This window comes from Paenibacillus pabuli (assembly GCF_039831995.1).
Taxonomy (GTDB): Bacteria; Bacillota; Bacilli; order Paenibacillales; family Paenibacillaceae; genus Paenibacillus; species Paenibacillus pabuli_C.
In genome coordinates, this window is sequence record NZ_JBDOIO010000005.1 from 192421 (window position 1) to 212707 (window position 20287).

The following is a 20287-nucleotide window of genomic DNA, read 5'->3' on the forward strand; positions in this document are numbered from 1 at the left end:
TTCTATCGTTTCCGGTATATATCATACCATATCACGATGAGATGGTAACGGTCTTCGTTTTCTGTTCCCATTTTACAGTCAATCCAAGCTGCTCGGAAACGAGTCGGAGAGGGACTAAAGTCCTACCTCCGGTTACATATGGGGCTACTGTTGCGCTTTGTCTTTTTCCATTCAAGATGAATTCTTTCTGTCCCACGACCAGATCGATCAGTTTCCCGCCGCGAATAACGGTGATCCGCTGATTTTTGCTATCCCAGCTTGCCTGTCCGCCAAAGGCATCCAACACATGTTTGATTGGGACATATGTTGTACCATTTTTCAGCACCGGTGCTGCATCAATTGCCTTTTTCGTTCCGTTCACGGTCATCGACTTCTGTCCAAGTACCAGGGAAGCTGTTCCTGTAGGCAGTCCCACTTCACTGGATTTCGATGGCATCGTGAAAGCAATATTATCAAAAGCAACGGTACCTGTCATCGCCCGCTCATCCTGACCTTCTTCTACATTGACTACATAGACACGTTTCAGCTTGGCTGGATATGCAATGTTCAGACCGCTCAGGTCCACGTTCACTTTTTTCCACCCACTCCAGTCAATGGCCTTCGCAAGATCAGCATATACGGTTTTGCCATTTGCATCGGTAAACTCTGCACGGAGCCAGTTCAGACTCTTGTCACCCATAACATCCATCGACATGGACGTTGCAGCTGCAGATACTTCTCTGCCTGTTGCACCGTTCAATTGGGCATAAGCATACATTTTCCCTGTACCTGCAGTCATGTCGTAGCTCAGCTGAAGCACTTTGGAGCCTGCCTTTTCACCTGTACCCGCCGTTACAGCTGCTGAACCAGTCACACCAGTGGCGTTCGTCGTGAAGTTAATCGGATAACTTACATTCTCGAAGTCCTCCCAGGTGGTTTCGCTGTCCGCAGCCGTAAGAACAACGACTGTACTGTAGCCGTCATAACGACCGATTGCATATCCAACCTGTGCACCTGAATTTACAGAAGATACCGTTAATTGATCGCCAGAAACTTTACCTTTGAATCCGATAAATTCCCATGTAAGTGAATCAGCTGATACCGTTACACTTTGCCCGTCTTTCGTCTTCGCGGTCACAGGGATGGACATGGTCGTTCCCGCTTTCAGCGAGCCGAGACCGGATCCTGCACTCAGAGAGGATAGCTCGCTACCACCCATCACCGTTACTTTAATAGAAGACGATGCACCGTTGCTTGTTGCTGTCAGCGTAGCCGTTCCCGGTTTAACTCCCTTGATCACGCCATTACTCACGCTCACGATGCCATTGTTGCTTGATTTCCATGTCAGTTTGATGTCGCCTGTAGCTATCGGGTTGTAATACGTGTCATACCCTTTGGCTGAATACTTGCCTTCTTGTCCTACCAACAGCGTTTGGCTGCCACTTACAGCAAAACCTTTCAGCTTGCCTTCCGGAGCCGTAGAGAACACGCCCAGCGTGTTTACGACTTGACGCTGCTCTGTGCCGTATTCCGTGTTGAAGGTCAGACTTGCATTTTCTTCCCCAAGCGGACGTGTCACCATGGTGGTAGAGCCGCCGCCGTCCAGGTTCATGCCTTTCCATACGCCGATACTGGTCATGAAGGATTGCAATTCAGTCAGCGACATACCGCTGCTGTTACTGTTTTTCTCAGCCGCAATAATATAGACATATCGACCATCCTGAGAATAGCCTACCGCTGTTCTCGCACGAATACCTCCAATACCGGAAGAGGCGATATCACGGGAAAACGTAGCTGCTTTGCCTCCATTGACAAGGATCGTATGACCACCAATCATCATCTCGAGATTACTCGGATCAACCGATTGTCCGGTTGTTTTGGCTACGAGCTTGTAGTCCGCACTAAGCGTCTGTCCCACGGAGAGATGGGTCATGATCCAGGTAGCCGCTGTTCCATGTGCACGCAAAATGTACCCGTCTTCCGGCACCGTCATGTCCAATGCTTTTTTGTCGGAAATTTGCGTAATGACGCCGTTCTGCACCAGCACCTCTGTCGGGGTGGTAGAAGGGTCATTCGGACGTTTGGTAGATGTCCAGGCTGGTGTATAAATATACATCGAGTTGGCGTGACTATACTTGACCGAGCCTGACTCTACCGTATAATCCTCCTTGTTAATTCCACGCAGAGCAAACGTTGAACCGTCATCGGCCTTCACCGTACCATCGAAAGAGTATTCGTCGATCATCGGTTTGCCATCCTTGGTCACGGTTAGGGCATACATGCCCGTCAGTTCCGAAGGTGTGGAGATCAGAACTCCGTCAGAGACCTGTCCACCAATTGGAGCAAGCTCCCCGGATACGTTAAAATAATCACCGTTCACGGCAGCAACCGCATCGTTTTCCTTCGCCATGCCGCCTGTACTTTGTTTGCTGTTCAAGTTCCCGCCCTTACCTGTCATCACATCGAGTTTCACATAAGGGTTTTGCAGATCCACCTGGATTACATCAGCCAGCACATTCACTTTCGACCCGGATCTTGTGGTTGTATATTTGTATTTCATGAGCTTCGCACCGGAAGTCAGAATTTCCTCACTTAACTTGCTTGTACTTGTAGATGCCGCAGCGGCTACAGACTGCCACGTCGTTCCCGACCAGACCTGCTGCCCTGCTCCCAAGACCGGTGCAATCCAGATCACACCTGCCAGCGTCACAATTGCCCATTTCTTCGCCTTGCTGCCCTTCACGTCTTCCAGCGGTTTCCCGTGTTTTCCCAGCATGTTTGAAACGTCTCTCCCATCTTGTATATCAATCTTAGACATCATCCGTCCTGCCAGATGGCAGAGAACAGCCAGATCCCTAGTATACTCTACTAGTAATAGACTGCTTTTCGTGGAAAAAGTTACGCCCGCAGCCAACATTGAGGGTATTTCGTGCAAAAAAAGACCTCAAGCGTGGCATGGAATCGCCACACTTGAAGTCACATGTTAAATAATAGATTATTGTTTATACTGCTGCTAACTTGCCAAAAAAGAGAAAATCAATCCGATAAACCGGTCACTCTCTACTTTAACTAGAAAAAACAGTTTAATTCCATTCGGATTATAGATAACCCAATTTGTTCAGTACACGCTTCAACATTACCGCTGCTTGTGCACGCGTTGCGTTACCTTGTGGTACAAACGTCTTCGATGTCATTCCCTGAATAATGCCCTCCTGTACGGCCTTAGCAACAGAATCCTTGGATTGAATTTTGTTGCTATCCTTAAACTTGGACAATGTTGATGCTGCCGAAGTATTCAATACGGTTGGCTGACCAGCATAGTCCAAAGCCCGCACCATCATGATGGCCATCTGCTCACGAGTAACAAGGCTATCCGGTTTGAAAGTACCATCCGTATTACCCGTGACGATACCTGCTTTAGCCGCTGCACCAATATACGCACCCGAAATATCACCATAACGAACATCTTTAAATTGTTGAGCACTTGCATAGTCGCCTGGCAATCCCAATCCTTTTGCCACTAAAGTAGCAAATTCTGCTCGTGATATCTGCTGATCGGGAATATACAAGGTCCCATTTTGCCCATTAATAATCCATTTTGCAGACAGCTCACCAATGACGTCCTTAGCCCAGTGTGAAGCAGTATCCCGATACGATACGGGATGGGATGCAGCCACAATAGCCTGATTGCCTTTCAGCTGCCCTGTTATAATAACTGCTCCAGTTGCATTGGAAAAATGATGAGGAATATTGGCTAGAGCTGAAGTACCTTGATCAATGTAGACTAACCCAGTAGCCGGTCCAGTTGTCGTTGAAGGCAGTCTAATTGCAAGTGTACTCTTTACCATTTGTTCTGCACGCTGGCCACTGTAGCCATTGTAAGCGGATAGATACACATCCGTAATATCGGATACTCTTTGTGCTCCGGCTGATGCAAGCATACCGTCCATTGTACCGGAGACAGTTACAGGAACCGATTCGAGTTGAACATAAAAGTATGTTGAGCCTGAACCTGCATTCACGCTTTGTGCAATGCTGGAAGGTTTCAAATCCGACAAAGGCACTGACCACAGACGATCTCCATATTTCACCCCAATAAATGAGAAACGTTCACGTGAGGCGATCTCTGTTAGCGTGTCTATTGGGAACCCTACATAAGCTGATGCTTCTGTTGTAGGAACTTCAAATACGACCATTCGACTTGAATTGTTGCTTAAGTTTGCATATTGAAATGCCTGATTTAACTTACTAGCATCCACATTAAACTGACGAGTAGAGCGACTATTACGCGACTGGGCAGAAGTTGTTGTCGCTGCATCTGTGCTCATGACATACATGGACTGGTTAAAAGCCGATGTGTCCGATACAGTTAGCCATGATGGCAGGTTGCCACTTAAACTTCCAGTATTGGTAGTTGAGCCTGTGCTTTGAGTTTGGCTAATTGATAAAGGTCCAAATGCCTCAACAATGACGTTATCAAGCGTACGCAGCGGGATGATCCCTGGTGCATAACTTACGGTTCCTGTTTGTCCGTTGGTGCCCGAACTGGATAACTTCAGAGTTAATGTTGTACCACTTGATGCTGCAGAAATCACACTTACTTGTGAGCCTCCCAACTGGACACCGAATTGAGAAGGAGTAAGCAGATTCTGCAACTGCAGAGATTCTCTAAAAGTAACAGTCAAGGTATCGCCTTGCAATATAGCTGATTTCACCATCCCATTACCCGCTGTGTAGCTTACAGGTGTTAAATTGATATAACCAGCAGGATTACCATTTAGGTCCGTCAAACGCAATGCACCCGGTACATAAGAAAGTGTTACATTTTGACTCGTGCCTACAGCTGAAGCCAAAGTCAACGTAACTGTGTCATCTTCAATATCTGTATCATTCACAAATAATGGTTTGCCGTCTACAAGGACAGAATACTGGCTTTTTAACGGTTTGTTGGTTGTTCTAAGTGGCTCGTTATAACGGATCCATAGCTTGGAGCCCCTTATTTCAGCACTTTGAAATTCAGGCGCCTTGGTATCGATGCTATTCCGAACATAGAAGCCGCTGAATCCCGCAAGAGCTTGTCCCCGACTGTCTTTCACAGGAGAAGAGCCAGGTGCATACGAGACACGAACTACTTCCCCATCGGTAATGGAACGGCTCAGATTCAATGTAACCATTGAACTATTAGTTAAGGATATGCTGTTAATTCCTACCGAAGACTGGTTTGCAGTCACACTGAATTGTGACACCGCATCACTAGAGTTGATATATACCGTCTCGGGGTAGTATAGGTTAATTGTGCTGTAATATACAGTACCTTCCCGTGGTTTGGACATGACCGAATCAAGTGTATTCTCCACATCACGTGCTGCAAATGACGCAGCCGGGTTCAGGGAAGTATCCTGTATTGGACGCAATCCAGGTGTATACCCGATCCGGACAACCTGCCCTACAGCTACACCTGTATCGAGTACAACATATACGCTATCTCCTGATACATATGCAGTGCTGACATTACGCGCTTCCCCATTTACGGTTACCGTGAAGCTGCTGTAAGCAGGATTAGCGTTGAACAAACTTTCATCATAAGTAAGTCGAATCGTATTGTTACTATACATCTTGACTGTTTTGAGTACCGGGGCTGTAGTATCTCTGCTCAGCGTCTTAAAGCCCCATGAACTGGTCCCTGTCAATCCTGTAAAGAGGTTACCAGTCTTGTCCCTGAACACATTTGCAGGGATATCCACATAATAACTCGTGTTGCTTTCCAGTGTACTCTGTGGGACGATTCGCAGCTGTCTATTGTTTGAACTGTTAATGGTCGTTGTTACTGCCACAGTTCCACCATTAGCCTTTCTCAACGTTGCATTACCTGGATAATTGGTATCAAGCTCTTTATTAAATGTGACCGTTAGTTCTCCCGTCAAAGGCGCATTCGTCGTACCGTTTGTTGGAGAAACAGATGATACAGTAAGAGCAGTAGGATCTGAGATTACGCCATAGCCCCACTCTGTTTCGGTTATTCCTCTGATGTCGTTCCCCAGTTCATCCCTTAAAAAGCCTTCTGGCATAACAACATAATATGTGCTGCTACTGTTCCAGTTTTTCTCTGGATCAATCACAATGGAATTCGTCCCCAAACCATTAACACGTGGAGAACCTGCATTCACAGGTATTTCCTCATATAATGTAGTCCCTTGAAAAATCTGCAGTATCCCAGCACCTGCAAAAACCTTTTTATCAAAAGTCATGGTTATATTGGATGAAGGCGATACCTGCATCGCTGCGTTCGCGGGAACCTTCTCTACCAATGATGCTGTGCCTACACCTTGTGTATGGAACGTCCATTCTTTGCTCAGTCCATTGAATGCTGTATTATTCTCATCCGCGTATACAAATGAATTTTTATCGATTTGAACATAATATGTTCCTCCCGGCAGAGGTGCATGATTAATTATCACTTTTCTCCCTACATCCGGAATACTGGCGTCATCTGGTGTAATGCTAATATTGCTTGATTCCGTTGGGTCCACTAAGATAGGTGGAATAACCTCCGAATCATCTGACACACGTTTTATTGATATGTATCCACTGGTAGTGCCCGCTGCTTTTCGAACAGGTTGGCCAAATTCGATCTCCAATGGAATTACTCCATTTACGTTCTTCTCTCCTATTACAGGTAACGTTGCCGTGACCCCTAACGTAGTTAAGTCATCTGCTGCATAAGCCGTGTTTTCCACTCCAAGCAGACCTGTTAGCCAACCTTGGGCAGTTAATAGTACGATTAAAAGCCCGATTGTACTCTTCTTGGCCATTCGTTTCAAACGCACCGATTCGTCCCCCTCAACTTATATTTCTTCTCCTGTCTAAAGAACAGACCTCATTAAGTATGTCGGTTAGATCAGACAATTTATTTAGCCAAAAGGGAATAAAAGGAATATTAATTCGTTTATAAAACCTCCTACTTAGCCAACTACTTATGTACGCAAAAAAGCCCTTGATTCCTGATCGGAACCAAAGGCTTGGATCTATCGCAATTAAACTTACAGACCCGCTTGAGCTTTCAAAGCATCTGCTTTGTCCACTTGCTCCCAAGGTACATCCAGATCTGTACGGCCGAAGTGACCGTAAGCAGCCGTTTGTTTGTAAATTGGGCGACGCAGATCCAGCATACGGATGATGCCAGCTGGACGCAGATCGAAGTTGCTACGTACCAACTCAACCAGCTTCTCTTCGCTGACTTTGCCAGTTCCGTATGTATCCACGTTGATCGATACCGGGTTGGCTACACCAATCGCATAAGCGAGCTGGATTTCCACTTTGTCAGCAAGACCTGCAGCAACGAGGTTTTTCGCTACGTAGCGAGCCGCATAGGCAGCGGAACGGTCTACTTTTGTCGGATCTTTACCGGAGAACGCGCCACCACCGTGACGTGCATAACCGCCGTAAGTATCTACGATGATTTTACGTCCAGTCAGGCCTGCATCTCCTTGAGGTCCGCCAATAACGAAACGTCCTGTTGGGTTGATGAAATATTTAGTCTGCTCATCCAGCAATTCAGCGGGAACGACAGGCAGGATAACTTGTTCTTTAATGTCTTTTTGAATCTGCTCAAGGGTAGTCTCTTCAGCGTGCTGAGTGGATACTACAATTGTATCGACACGAACGACTTTGTCGCCATCGTATTCGATCGTTACTTGAGTTTTACCGTCCGGACGGAGGTAATCCAGTGTACCGTTTTTACGTACCTCAGCGAGGCGGCGTGCAATACGGTGGGACAATGCGATTGGCAATGGCATGAGTTCTGGTGTTTCGTTCGTTGCAAACCCGAACATCAGACCTTGGTCACCCGCACCGATGTTTTCTGTTTCGCGAGCGACTTGAGCCGGATCACGGTTCTCCAGTGCTGCATTAACTCCTTGCGCGATATCCGCAGACTGCTCATTCAGAGAAGTCAGAACGGCACAAGTGTTGTAGTCAAAACCATATTTGGCACGTGTGTACCCGATTTCCTTAACCGTGTTACGTACAATGGCCGGAATGTCTACGTATTCAGAAGCTGAACTGATTTCACCGATGACAAGCACTAGGCCTGTAGCCACGGAAACTTCGCACGCTACGCGAGCGTTTGGATCATTCGCCAGAAACGCGTCCAATACGGCGTCCGAGATCTGGTCGCAAATCTTATCCGGATGTCCTTCGGTTACAGACTCCGATGTGAATAGATGTCGGCCTTTAACAGACATGAAGTTTCAACCTCCCATAACTAGTAGTATGGCGATTGCCCGAACAAAACATTTACGGTGATTCGTTCACTGTACCCTCGAAAGCATTCCGGGCGGAATAAGGACGCAGGGTCCGCAGTTACGAAGATAAGGATTTTTCAGGTAATTGCCTTAACAAAAAATCAACCTTTTCCTCCTGGAAAAGGTTGCATACCTCAACTGCCATCTTAACGCATTTGTCAAGACGTGTCAAACCATGTGGGATAAAGAAAAACCTTATAATAACTGCTTTTCTGCCTGACGAATCAGCCTTTTTGTTATCTCGCCACCAACCGATCCGTTCTCACGGGAAGTCAGATGTCCCCAGCCTTTGTACTGCCCATAGGAATGATCACTCACAGCTCCCAGCTCAGAACCAAACTCGGTATCTGCACCAGCAAGGGCATTTTGACCATATCCTACATTCAGACCAAATTCGGCAGCAATCTCATACTTCATCTGATCCAGCATCTGACGACTTTCCGGTACCACTCTGCGGTTACTTCTAGCCATGATTCCTGCACCTCCGTTAATTGATTTTGTACAATTATAGAGTGAGCAGGAACCCTGATGGCTAGCCGTATAAATGTTTGTTAGAACTGGTTAATCTACACAACTCAAATGAATAAAAATGCGGATAAATGCTTAACCTATTTCAAAGAATATCCGCCGCGAACCATAACCGTCAGGCTGTACTTGTTACCGTCCAATACCGTTATGCCCCGTCCATCCCTTGGAAAAGAGAGCAGGTGATTGGTCGGCGCTGCCTGTCCATTTGTCAGGTCAACCCCGTCCGTCAGATCAGCTACACCGTTCGTACCTTCACTGACGATCACAGCCTTGCCGCTGCGTACGATGAACTCCGCGCCAGACTTACCGATCAGCTGTTGACCCGGCTTCACGGTAACAATCTCTACCGCATCAGATGCTCCAGATACCACCGGTGGAAGCGAGGTGTCACCACCTGTGCTGCCTGTGCCGGTAGATCCGCTGTTATTGCCTGCGGAGCTTCCTGAACCGGCATTAGACCCTCCGTTTAGAGCCTTTTGAATTTGTTGATCTACATAACTCTTCGTCACAACTGGATCATCGGCTGTGCCTGGTTGACTGGTTCCTGCACCTATAGCTGTATTGCTGTATACGGACCCAACCCACACACCAACACCAATGGCTAATGCAGCCAGGGATACTTTCATATAAGGTTTCATTTATGATTGTACCTTCCCTTCTATTAAAACAATCTACATATATTTGTCGTCAATTTCTATCATATCTTTAATAGAAAGATTTAACAACGATGCTTATTCTATCATTTATTCAGCACTTGGTAGATTGCCGACAGCTGGAACAAAGCCCATCGCCTGTGTTGCAAGCTTAATCCGTTGACCTTGGAACTCATCATATATAGCAATGGTGTAGGCTCCACTGCGTCGATCTTCAAAAACAACATCCTGAATGGTCCAATTCAAAAATTGATTGTTACCTTCCTTCATGTCTTTATCAAGCACAATCTCTTTGTCGAATACTTTTCCAGTAGGTTCAATCAGCTGCACAATAAGTTTGTGTTCACTTTCTGGCAAGTTCAATTCATTATTCCGTACAGCATCATAATTCCATGAAAGGTTTACGGTAGACCCACCACTAAGAGAAGCTTTAAAATCTCTCGTTTGAAGACTGTATGGGTAAATCTCAAGATTCTTAATTGTATTTAATGTGGACTCCTGATCCGGTTTTAGTTCAAACGAAGCCGCATCAACATATCCAGCGCCTGTAGTGGAACCTTCCTTCCCCGTATCCCCACTTACTGTCTCTCCGATCAACAGCCTCATATCAGACACTACCGTTTTCCTTGGGATTTTGGACCACATGGTTACTAATGCAGAATCACCTGGTCCTGCTGGATAATCAATCTGCTTAACCGTTGTTTTATAATACTCACCATTTTTAGATTCGTAATATCCCGTTAATTTGGCCAGGTCGATCTGCCGATCCTCAATGTTTTTCACCTGGAGCTCGGTATATACGATATCAGAAGATGTCCCTGGGTAGATCAATGTTCTCTTCACTTGTAGTTCTGACTTTTTACCTGGTGTATTTAATCCATGGCTAGTCCCCAGCTCTACTTGTGGAACTTGCGGGAGTTGGCCAATGTGGGTAAGTCTGATCAATTCAGATGTGTTCTCGCCCACAACTTCAGATAATGCGACTTGTAATTGAGCTACATCCAGATTGGTAGGTAACGATGTTAATAGATGTACATCAAGCGACATGCCAGGCCCAAGCAAAGCAGAGTTCTGACTAATTAACAATTGAGTATCTGCTATATCTGCTGAATCTATGGATAGCATACCCTTTAACTGTGGAAGTTTAAGAGTATTGGTTGAAATATTGCGTAAAGTAACTCTCGCGGACAAAACATCTGCATTATCCCAAGGTAGACGCTGAACAGAATTCCATGTGACACCCAATGTTCCATTTTCAATCTGCAGAGTACTCTCTGTACCAATAGATTGCTGCATGGAAGTAGCTTTGGGAAGAATGTACGTTCCCGCAGGATACGAAAATTTAATTTCTTTGCTTTCTGTACCCTCGGTGCCCTCAGCTTTTGGTGTATTCATAACCAATTTCATAGTTCCTTCTGCTTCATCGTAAGGCAAACTAAATGTGAGACGGATTAACCGCTCTTCGTCTGGTTTTAACTTTAAGCTATCGAGCGCTTTGGTGGACAACGGAAAATCCTTTCCTTTCTTGTTTTGAACCGAAAATTCGTACTTCGGCACTGAAACTTCTCGCGATCCTATGTTTTTAAATTTGAAATTGACAGTGTAATAGTTATTACCATGAGTCTGACTGACACTGACATCTCCTACACTCGTAGCCATCTTGCCTTTGTTATCCTCAAGCGTTATTGTGTGTACCTTTCCAACCTTAGTTTCTGTATTCTGCAAGGAGGTTGATTTCGGCATTTGCATGGTCGCAAGTGGAATAACCGACTTCTCGGCTTCGTTCTCTTGTACCATAATAAGCTCAGCCCCATCCAACTTCACCTTCTTGGGAACAGTTGTTATATAGTTGATGCTCTTGGACTCTTGAGGCTGTACGCTGTACGTTGTATCGTTCGAATTTAGATTAAGCGGGTAGCTGCTGCCACCTTTTGTTCTCAGAACCCACTTCACATTTGGATTATCCAACCCCTTATACCCCACGTTATGCAGATTAATTTTTACACTCGCATAATTGGATGTATCTGAGGCTGAGAATGTCTGTAGACCCTGGACTTTAATTTTTACCGGAATATCATTGATCCGTACCTTTTTGACTGTATTCACTGGGGTAGCCACAGTGTACGAGGCAGGAATATTGATTTTCCCCAGAATGCTTTCATAATTTGGCTTGCTGAAGTCCCATTTTACAATTTCAAAATTCAGATTGCTTAGCTGCACGTTTTTCCCAACAGTCGTCACATATGTAACGGATAAAGTAGAGCCAGCAGCAACACTCTTTTTCTCAGCATCTTGCGTCAGCAATTTGGAAGTATAACTCGTACCACCTTTACTTCTAACCTTTGTCCAGTAATCAACTAACTGCAAGCTTCGCTTTTCATTGTTCGTATATGTGAGGGTGTACGTAATCAACTTGCCTTCATCCTGTGTCAGTACATTCACATCCGTAATCTTGACACTGCTTTTTGTCGATAGCTTGACACCCGGAACATTTGCCAGCGTTTTCAAGGTTGTTTTCGTTTGAGATATGGACTTCGTAGTACCTGCGGCTTGTACAGCCGACAGATCATGTATCCAAACAGTTTGAGTGATTCCCAGCACGACACTTGCGATCATGACTTTCTTCAGGTTATTTTTCACTTGAAACCTCCAAACATTAATTTCCAAAGTATCTATAGTATAGACGATTGTTCATAGCAGGAAGTTTCAAAGATATTACTATTTGTATTAGATTAATGTAGATAGAGTAAAGCATTTCCTGCTACTAACTTTTTATAGCATCTAATTGCTCATTGTTTATGTACTTTATTTAAGTCAAAAAATAAAAGACCCCACGAAATCGTGGGGTCTTTATCAAGCGAGTTCCAATTAAGGAGCAACGATTGTGCTGTTTTGAGCTGCAACTGTGATTGCGCCCAGAGCGTTACCATTGTAATCAGTTACTGCTTTAGCGGACTCGTTGTTCGTTCCGTTGAATTTCAACGATACGAGTGCGTTTCCGTTGCCTGCTTGAGTAGCAGTAGCTGTAGCTGTTACTGTGATTTGGTTAGTACCATTTACTGTAACAGTGTCAATCTTAACTTCATCAGAACCAATGTTCAGTGTGAACAGTTCTTTAACGAAAGCATCTGTTACTTTGTTACTTTGATAAACATTTTCAGATACAGTGATTTTAGCAGTGTAAACATTTCCTGTTTTAGTGAATCCACCACTTACAAATGTTGGAGCGACACCATCTTTAACAGCTGTTGCAGGGATAGCCGCAATTTTGTTTCCATAAGCATCTTGAGTGTATGTGGATACAGTGCTTACGAATACATTAGTCAGATCAACTGGAACTGCATCGTCAGCAAATTTCAACAACAATGTTTTATTGTTGTCTGTCAATGTGTAAGAAGTTGGTTGGGATTTAACGCCAGTTACGGAGAAATCACTCAAGTTAACGTTGGACAATGCAGCGTCAAATTTGATTTTGATTTCTTTAGTGCTAGTAGCGTAAACATCACCAGTTACGCCGATTGTAGAACCACTCAGCGCATCTCCAACAGTGAAGCTTCCGTTGTTGAAGTATTTACCTTCTGAATCTTTAATGTAGCTTGCAGTTACTTGAACTCCGCTAGTCCAATCGAAACCAGCTGGAACAGTACCAGTAACAGAAAGACGTACAGTGTTTGTAGAGATCAAGTTAATGTCATTGTTCTCTTTAGAAACTTGGAAGAAAAGACCATTTTTGTCTTTAACAATATATTTCGCTGCTTCCAAAGCGTTTCCTTCACCAGTTGTTGCCAAAGTTTTGTTGAATTGAACGTAGATGTAGTTCGGCTTAACACCTGTTGCATCAGCCCATACACGAGTAACTTTACCGTTTTGAGCCGTGTTAGCGTTCAGAGTAGCAGTGTAAGGCAACAATACGTTACCAACATATGCAGTATCTACAACACCAGACACAGTCAATGTGTAAGTAGCATCAGCGTTCAAGCTGCTACCCAGATTTACAACAACTGTTTTGTTGCTGTCTGTGTATACAGGTTTGATTACTGGGTTTCCGTCTGCATCAACACCAGCGATGGAAGGAACTTTACCATCAGAGTTTTTCAGCACATAGTTGTCAGGATTTGTTGCAGAATCAACTTTCAACGATTTGCTGAATTGGAACTTAGCATAGTAGTTTCCGTTTTCAACGTAGAAGTCAGTGCTTACTACAGTTGGACGAACAGTATCCAAAGTTGGAGTTACTTTAGCGTCTACAGAAGCAGTGTTGTTGCTGTAGTCACTTACAGTAGCCAAGTGGATTGTGTTCTCACTGTAGTTCAATGGGTTATTGAACTTCAATGTTACTTTGTTATCATTGATTTCGATCGATTGTGCACTGTTTCCAGTAACGTTTGCATATGCACTTGCAACGCTCTTAACAGTTTCGTCGAATTCAACAGTTACTTCTTTCAAGTCGTTGGACTTAACAGAAACAACTTGTGGAGCAGCAGTATCTACAGCTGCAGTGAATTTGTTTTCTACTGGAACGATTGTCAGACCAGAGAAGTCTTTAACATCGCTCACACGCAATGTGTGTTCACCAGCAGTCAGGTCTGTAGTTACGATTGCCGTGTTAGGGTAAACGTATTTTACAGAAGCAGCAATCACGTTGTTGTCAACGCGGAAAGAAGTAGCGTTAACTGTGGATTGTTGAACTGGCTCGCTGAATACTACTTTGAATGCTTTTGTTCCCAGAGCTTTAACTTCTTTCACTTCTGGAACTGCAACATCAAGTGGAGTAAACTCTACTTTTTGTGTGAATGTTTTAGTTGCATCAGCATTTTTAACGTTGTTGATTTGCAGACTAGTTGCTCTTTGGTTAGTCAGAGCAGAAGAGTTTGCATCAACCAACAAAGTTACTGTTGTTTTGTCATCGGACAATGTAGCGCTCTTGAATGTCAAACCACTAACAACATAGTTGTTTGTGCTTTCAGCAGAGTTAGGATCTACAGTACCGTCGAATTTAACTGTGATTTCTTTCAGGTTTGTAGCAGTTACAGAAGATACTGCTTGAGCTACTGTAGTTACATAAGTAACTTTCTCAGTGAACTCTTTTTCTTTATAAGTAAATTTCACTTCAGTTTCTTTGTTAGCTTCGAGAGCTTTATCCAAAGTTACTTTAACGGATTCACCGTCGCTCATTTTGAAAGTAACAACTTTACCAGCTTCAGTTACATCGTAAGAAGCAACTTTCAGGCTTTGCTCTTGATCAACTGCATATGCAGCGCCAACGAGCAATTCGCGGGAAGCATTGGATTGGAAGTTCAGGCTGGAATCAAGCAATCCTGCATTGATTGCCGCTTGAACATAACCTTTAGCCCATGCGGATGCTGAGTTGTTAGTTTCAGTTGGAACTTCAAGGTCAAGTGCACGAGTCAAGATGGTAGCCATCTCTTCGATTGTTACTTTACCGTTGAAATCGAAGATTTTTTTCTCAGTGTTTTTACCTTCCATGATGCCTGCAGCTGTTACTGCTTCGATGTAAGGAGCAGCCCAGTTTTTAGCATTGTAGTTTTTGTCAGTGTAGGAATATACACCAGTGATTTCTTTCAGGCCGAGCAATTTAGTGATGACTTTAGCGAACTCAGCGCGAGTCATTTCTTTGTTCAGTCCTGCAGTACCATCTGGATAACCATTGAAGATACCTTTTGCTTTCAATGCATCAAACTGTTGTTGTGGTGTAGTAGCTGTATCACCAAATGCTACAGATGCAAACATCGAGAATGCCATTGCTGTAGACAAAGCTACGGATAAAATTTTCTTCATAACCTTTTTTTCTCCTCCTTGGGCGTTCATAACATGGGAATTTTCTTTAATAGTTTCGCTCGTGTTCCTCATATATTGTTGCACCCCCTTTCCAGAGTCCTGAGCAAGTTAATATAAATGATGTCTGTGAGCTTATCACAGAAACTTGTAAACTAGCTTAATCTTAGAATCATACGAAAATAGAGTAGTTTCCTAATCCTACCTAACGTATTATACAATGGGTTACTCTCGCCGTAAAGCAATTTTTTCTAATAAATAGACAAGATTCTTCACGAGGTCAATCTTGGTAAGAGGCCCAATGTTTTTGACTCTACATCTTAAACGCAGTAGATTTCAAAAAGTTGCGGATTCTTCAAAAAAAGTTTTGAACTTATTTATGTATTGACGCAGTGCGGGCAAATTGAGGGTTCAAAACCTTGAAACCGGTGTTATTGCAGCAGCCAAGCTCGTCTTCTGTTATGTCTGTATGGATGTGAACGTTTATTTATACCCCTTCAGCACCCACAAGAAGCGACAAATTCTTCAAATAACAAAAAAATAAAAGGCATTCCGCATGGAATGCCTTTGTATCCATTTCTCGCTATATAACTTAGCGAATTTTCATCGCAAGATCGATAATTTGAGCACGCATCTCTGGATCACTGTTCAGTCTCAGATACATATCATCAATCGGTTGTCTATTTTCACGGTACGTCTTTTCATGTTTCATGGTGGTATGAGACCATTCAATCAATTCATTCTCAGCTAGAACCAATTGGTTATATGCGTCATGGAAGCCAGTCGCTTGCACGAGCCCTTCCATCACTTCTTGGGTCACTTCCTGCGTTTTACGTGTATCTTCTATTTTCTTTTCCAGAATGACTGCCTGCTTCTCGAACTGTGTCTTTGCCTTCATGTAGCCCAGCTGGGCCTTCGAATAAATCGGTTTCATTAGCTAACTTCACCCTCTAGATCATTGTGTATTTACCGTTATTGTATCTTAAACTCTAGCAAATTACAAAAATAGTTATTGGTAAAAATCATCTTTCTTCTATTATAAAAGTGTTCTTTTGCCGATTCCTTTACAGTCAAAAAGACCCGCCCCTTTAGCACAAGGGACAGGTCCTTCCAATAATGCATAAATGAACTTTGATGAATTAGCTCAAGTTTTTAGGGAATACTTTGGTGCTTTTCTTGAGCAGTTCAACAGCAATTTTACCCGCTTCTGCACGAGTTAAATTACCTTTTGGATTGAAATTGTACTGTGGCTTCTTCTGGCCCGGAACCGTGATAGCAGCTCCTTCCATGATTTTAGCCTTTGATACTGCCATAATCGATGGACCTGCATACTTCTCAATGCTGCCTGAATCCAAAAATGCCTTAGCAAGTGAAGCATCCAGCTTACTATCATTCGTTGCCAATTTCAGCTTCAGAGCACGAGCAATCATGACTGCTGCTTGTTCACGAGTCAACGGTTGATCCGGTCCAAACACACCGTCCGTCAGACCCGTTACTATCCCTGCTCTTGCCGCTGTCTCAATACGGTCATAATCCCATGTTGCAGATCGTGCACCTGGTACGAGATCCACGAACGTACGATTATTGTCCGAGTTAATTGGCAAATTAAGACCTTTAACCAGCAGTGTCGCGAACTCACCACGAGTTGTCTGATCATCTGTACCAAATTGCTCGAAACGCAAGTTGTTCATAAATCCTTTGGAATAGAGACCATTCAAAATATTACGAGCCCAGTTATGATTCGTTATGTCATTGTAGCTTCGACTCAACTTCATTACTTTATAGTATCCGAATTCATCGAACGGCACAGTGACCGTATGTGCTTTGGTATCAACCTCACCTCCGATATTTTCCCACTGGCGAGTTGCTGTATACCGATATACGGTAATTGTAGAACCAGCTTCGTCTACCACGTTAGGATCAAAGGCGAGCGTAAGAGTTCCCCGCTGTGATGGTGTTATTTTGCGCTCTGTAGGTGTTTGAGGGTTACCAAACAACCCTTCTACAGAGTAAGGCGTCAATCCATTCGTTGGAGCTGCATACGTAGCTGAGCCCAGATCTCCTGCCTCACCCAAGCCCCCATTAATCCAATAGATATCAGAGATTGCCCCAAAGTTACTTGATGCACTTGTTGATCCAAAGTTAAGCAAGTACTCATCCGGGATACTCCAAGCCGGAGCACCACTATTTTCACCCGTTCCAGGGAAGCCAATAATGTTACCATAGTCATTGCGACGTTCTACAATCCCCGTAGTCGGGTCTGCAATACCGAATAGAAGCTTTGTATCCGGATAGTACTTCGTAATACCTCTTGTGCTGGTGCTTTGCATTACAGTACCTTTCGGGAAACTGAGTTGAAGCCCCTTGTTGAATACGTTATATTTGGTTGCCACTTTCGGTGCCATGTACTGAGCATCTACACCCACAGTACCTGTGTAGAACACCTCAATGGTATCCGTATTACTTGTACCAGCACGTGTGATTGTGATTTTGATTTTATTTTCTTTATCTTGTTTCAATCCTACATAGTCATATACAAAACGGTTCTCTCCCAAATCTGTACGTTTCACAGCAGGATCTTTACCGATAAGCACTTCTGTTGCTCCCTCTGCTTCAATGTCAAAGTGAACAAAGTTTTTGTTTACCACGATCTGATTACCAACGGTTGGTTGTGGAGACAGAATGCGATAGGCACTCACTTCTCTGACAATCTCCAGCTTTTGCGATGTTTTAGCTCCGGTCTCATTGATTAGTTCCAAGGTGTACACATACGTCCCTGGCGCATCTGCAACCAAATCCTGAACACGCATAATAAAGTCTTTTTGATCACCTGCGAAATCATAAGTGTAGCGATCACCTGCAAAAGTAACCACTGCATTATTTACCGAGTTAGCAGGCAAGTCAACTGACAGGATATTCTTGGTTCCCATATTCAAATTCATCTTGACTGCACCGCTACCACGCAGAACCAAATCGTAGTTCTTTAAGCTGGTCGTGTACTTACTATCATTGTAAATAAACTCAGGCGTAAGATTGAAAATCTGGGCCAGCTGCGGGTTGTCCGCGCTGAATTCTTTTGGAGGAAAACTAGGACGATCTTTTCCCACAGCAGGCTGGAAGTTAGTAATCGTAGATACATTATTATCTACAACATATATCCGGAGTTCTTTGCGAATTTCACGGGCTTGTCCCTTCTCATCCTTACCTGTACCTGTCAAAATAATTCTGTTTTCCCCAAAGACCAAAGGTCCGTCCTTTAAGGAAATATTCAGTGGGAAATTGAAGGCTCCGGTGGTTTTATTTAACCAGGTAGGGTCAAGACCCTCTGAAGTATTCGTTGATTTAACCTTCACACCGTTAGCAAACACTTCTGCAACGAAATAATTACTATTGATTGTGTCTTCGAAGTCAATGTATTGTCCTTTGACGGCTAGGGTATTGTTGGCCCCAGAATCCACATTATACGTTTGACCATCAGTCAAATTTTCAACATATATATAATTTTTGGATGCATATGAAATGGTAACATCTTTATAGGCTGTTGAACTATCGTAGTTAAAACGAACGGTTTGGTTACCGTTCTTTAATCCAACCACTTTGAAGATATAACTGGTATCTGAAACTGTAGCCACATGGTTCACCGTGATTCCACTTGTCCCGAGTGGAAGGTAATTGGCTTTCAATCCTGTCAGCGGATTAGCTGGTTTGCCGTTCGTGTTGACCATAATGTAGAAGTCACCTGAGTCCACTTTAGCACCGTTCAAAGGCTCCCCAGTCGGGAGATTATCGGTCCCACTTCCGCTATAGCCCTTGAGATACTTCAGATCAGTAATGACGGTCTGACCTTTCATGTACTGGAAATCCATACGTTTGCTTACAGTCTTTGTTCCGTAAGTTACGGACAATGTATGATTTTGATCTTCTAAAATTTCGCCATTCGTACCCTTGTTAAAATTCACAGCATTTATATCAAAAGAAACTAACCAATACGAAGGCGTGTTATCTTTCAGACTTGGAATGAAAACTTCTTCAGTAAAGGTAGGTGTCTCTTTTGTTGTGTTGTTGTCTACATAAATTTCAGCGCCTTCGCTGAATTTATTTTTATTTACTTCGTCATAAGGAATCAACATTTGTACATGCACTTTGGCATTATCCGTATCTTCGGTGAATACGGGTTCAACACCAAGCAAACTTTGTGCATTTCTACTAGAATCTAACAGATCCAATTTCACGATTGGATTTTTCTCATCATAATAAAATAGTGAATAGTTGAACGTTAGTGTGTCAGAACCATTTTGTACAACCAGCTTCAGATCATTCACACCTGGATTCAGCTTAAGCTGCGGTGAGAAGAATGAATAATTTTGTAAAAGCTGTGTTGCCAAAGCTTGGCCATTGTTTACAGACACCGTCACTTTCGTAGCGTTGACAGCTGTACCTTGAAGTGTAATCTCGTCCTTGTTTACTACAATTTGAGTCCCTTCATTAAGGTCCAAGTTATCCGATCCACCGAGTACTTGCAACTTTTCTACGTAAGGTACTTGGTCAAACAAGATATAAAACGTCTCAGAACGTTCATTCTGTCCTTGTGCACCCGTAAATGTGATGCGGTTCATACCCGGATAAAGAGTGAGATTTGCCTTGAAACGATTATCCGGTCTATCTGTATCTAACGTGACTACTGCTGGAGCAACACGTGCAGGATCTTCTACCCAGCGATTTGTGCTTTGGTCCCAGTTCAACAATTGTATGTTTGCACCCAGTGTTGAACCCGTTACTTTGGTATACGTACCCGTAATCGCTTGTTGAGCATCTGTTACTTTATATACTTTATCTCGTGTTATCTGATTAGCCCCTGCTGTCAATGTCAAATCAACCGTATTTCTGAATTCGGAAATATCGGGAGTAAAATAACTCGTCGGTTTGTCTGCCGCCGATGCGACTGGTGCCAAGCCTGCCGGTATCAACGATACAACCAGTGCCACCATCATAAGCCAAATCATCGGCTTCCTCGTACGCTGCATGCAA

The 20287-nt window shown here is 43.7% G+C and carries 9 protein-coding genes; all 9 read right to left on the reverse strand.

Going from position 1 to position 20287, the window contains the following annotated elements:
- Window positions 1-31 precede the first annotated feature (31 nt).
- Window positions 32-2755 (reverse strand): stalk domain-containing protein, encoded by a 2724-nt coding sequence (locus ABGV42_RS27680; protein ID WP_347384601.1) that lies wholly within the window; start codon window positions 2753-2755, stop codon window positions 32-34.
- 322 nt (window positions 2756-3077) lie between these two features.
- Window positions 3078-6806, reverse strand: a complete 3729-nt coding sequence (locus ABGV42_RS27685) for a SwmB domain-containing protein (protein WP_347384602.1) — start codon at window positions 6804-6806, stop codon at window positions 3078-3080.
- Window positions 6807-7019: 213 nt separating this feature from the next.
- The gene (gene metK, locus ABGV42_RS27690; RefSeq protein ID WP_095291347.1) at window positions 7020-8222 is read right to left on the reverse strand and encodes a methionine adenosyltransferase; all 1203 of its coding nucleotides are present in this window, start codon (window positions 8220-8222) and stop codon (window positions 7020-7022) included.
- A 255-nt stretch (window positions 8223-8477) separates the two neighbouring features.
- Window positions 8478-8753 carry an alpha/beta-type small acid-soluble spore protein gene (locus ABGV42_RS27695; RefSeq protein WP_095291345.1) on the reverse strand — a complete coding sequence of 92 codons (276 nt, stop codon included), beginning with the start codon at window positions 8751-8753 and terminating at the stop codon, window positions 8478-8480.
- Window positions 8754-8890: 137 nt separating this feature from the next.
- Entirely contained in the window at window positions 8891-9448 is a 558-nt protein-coding gene (locus ABGV42_RS27700; protein WP_347384603.1) for a hypothetical protein, read from the reverse strand.
- 105 nt (window positions 9449-9553) lie between these two features.
- Window positions 9554-12103: a DUF4352 domain-containing protein gene (locus tag ABGV42_RS27705; RefSeq protein WP_347384604.1), complete on the reverse strand. Its 2550-nt coding sequence runs from the start codon at window positions 12101-12103 to the stop codon at window positions 9554-9556.
- 228 nt (window positions 12104-12331) lie between these two features.
- Entirely contained in the window at window positions 12332-15334 is a 3003-nt protein-coding gene (locus ABGV42_RS27710; protein ID WP_347384605.1) for an S-layer homology domain-containing protein, read from the reverse strand.
- Window positions 15335-15851: 517 nt separating this feature from the next.
- Entirely contained in the window at window positions 15852-16193 is a 342-nt protein-coding gene (locus tag ABGV42_RS27715) for a hypothetical protein (protein ID WP_095359948.1), read from the reverse strand.
- A 205-nt stretch (window positions 16194-16398) separates the two neighbouring features.
- On the reverse strand, window positions 16399-20283 hold the full coding sequence (locus ABGV42_RS27720; protein WP_347384606.1) for an S-layer homology domain-containing protein: 3885 nt from the start codon (window positions 20281-20283) through the stop codon (window positions 16399-16401).
- Window positions 20284-20287 lie beyond the last annotated feature (4 nt).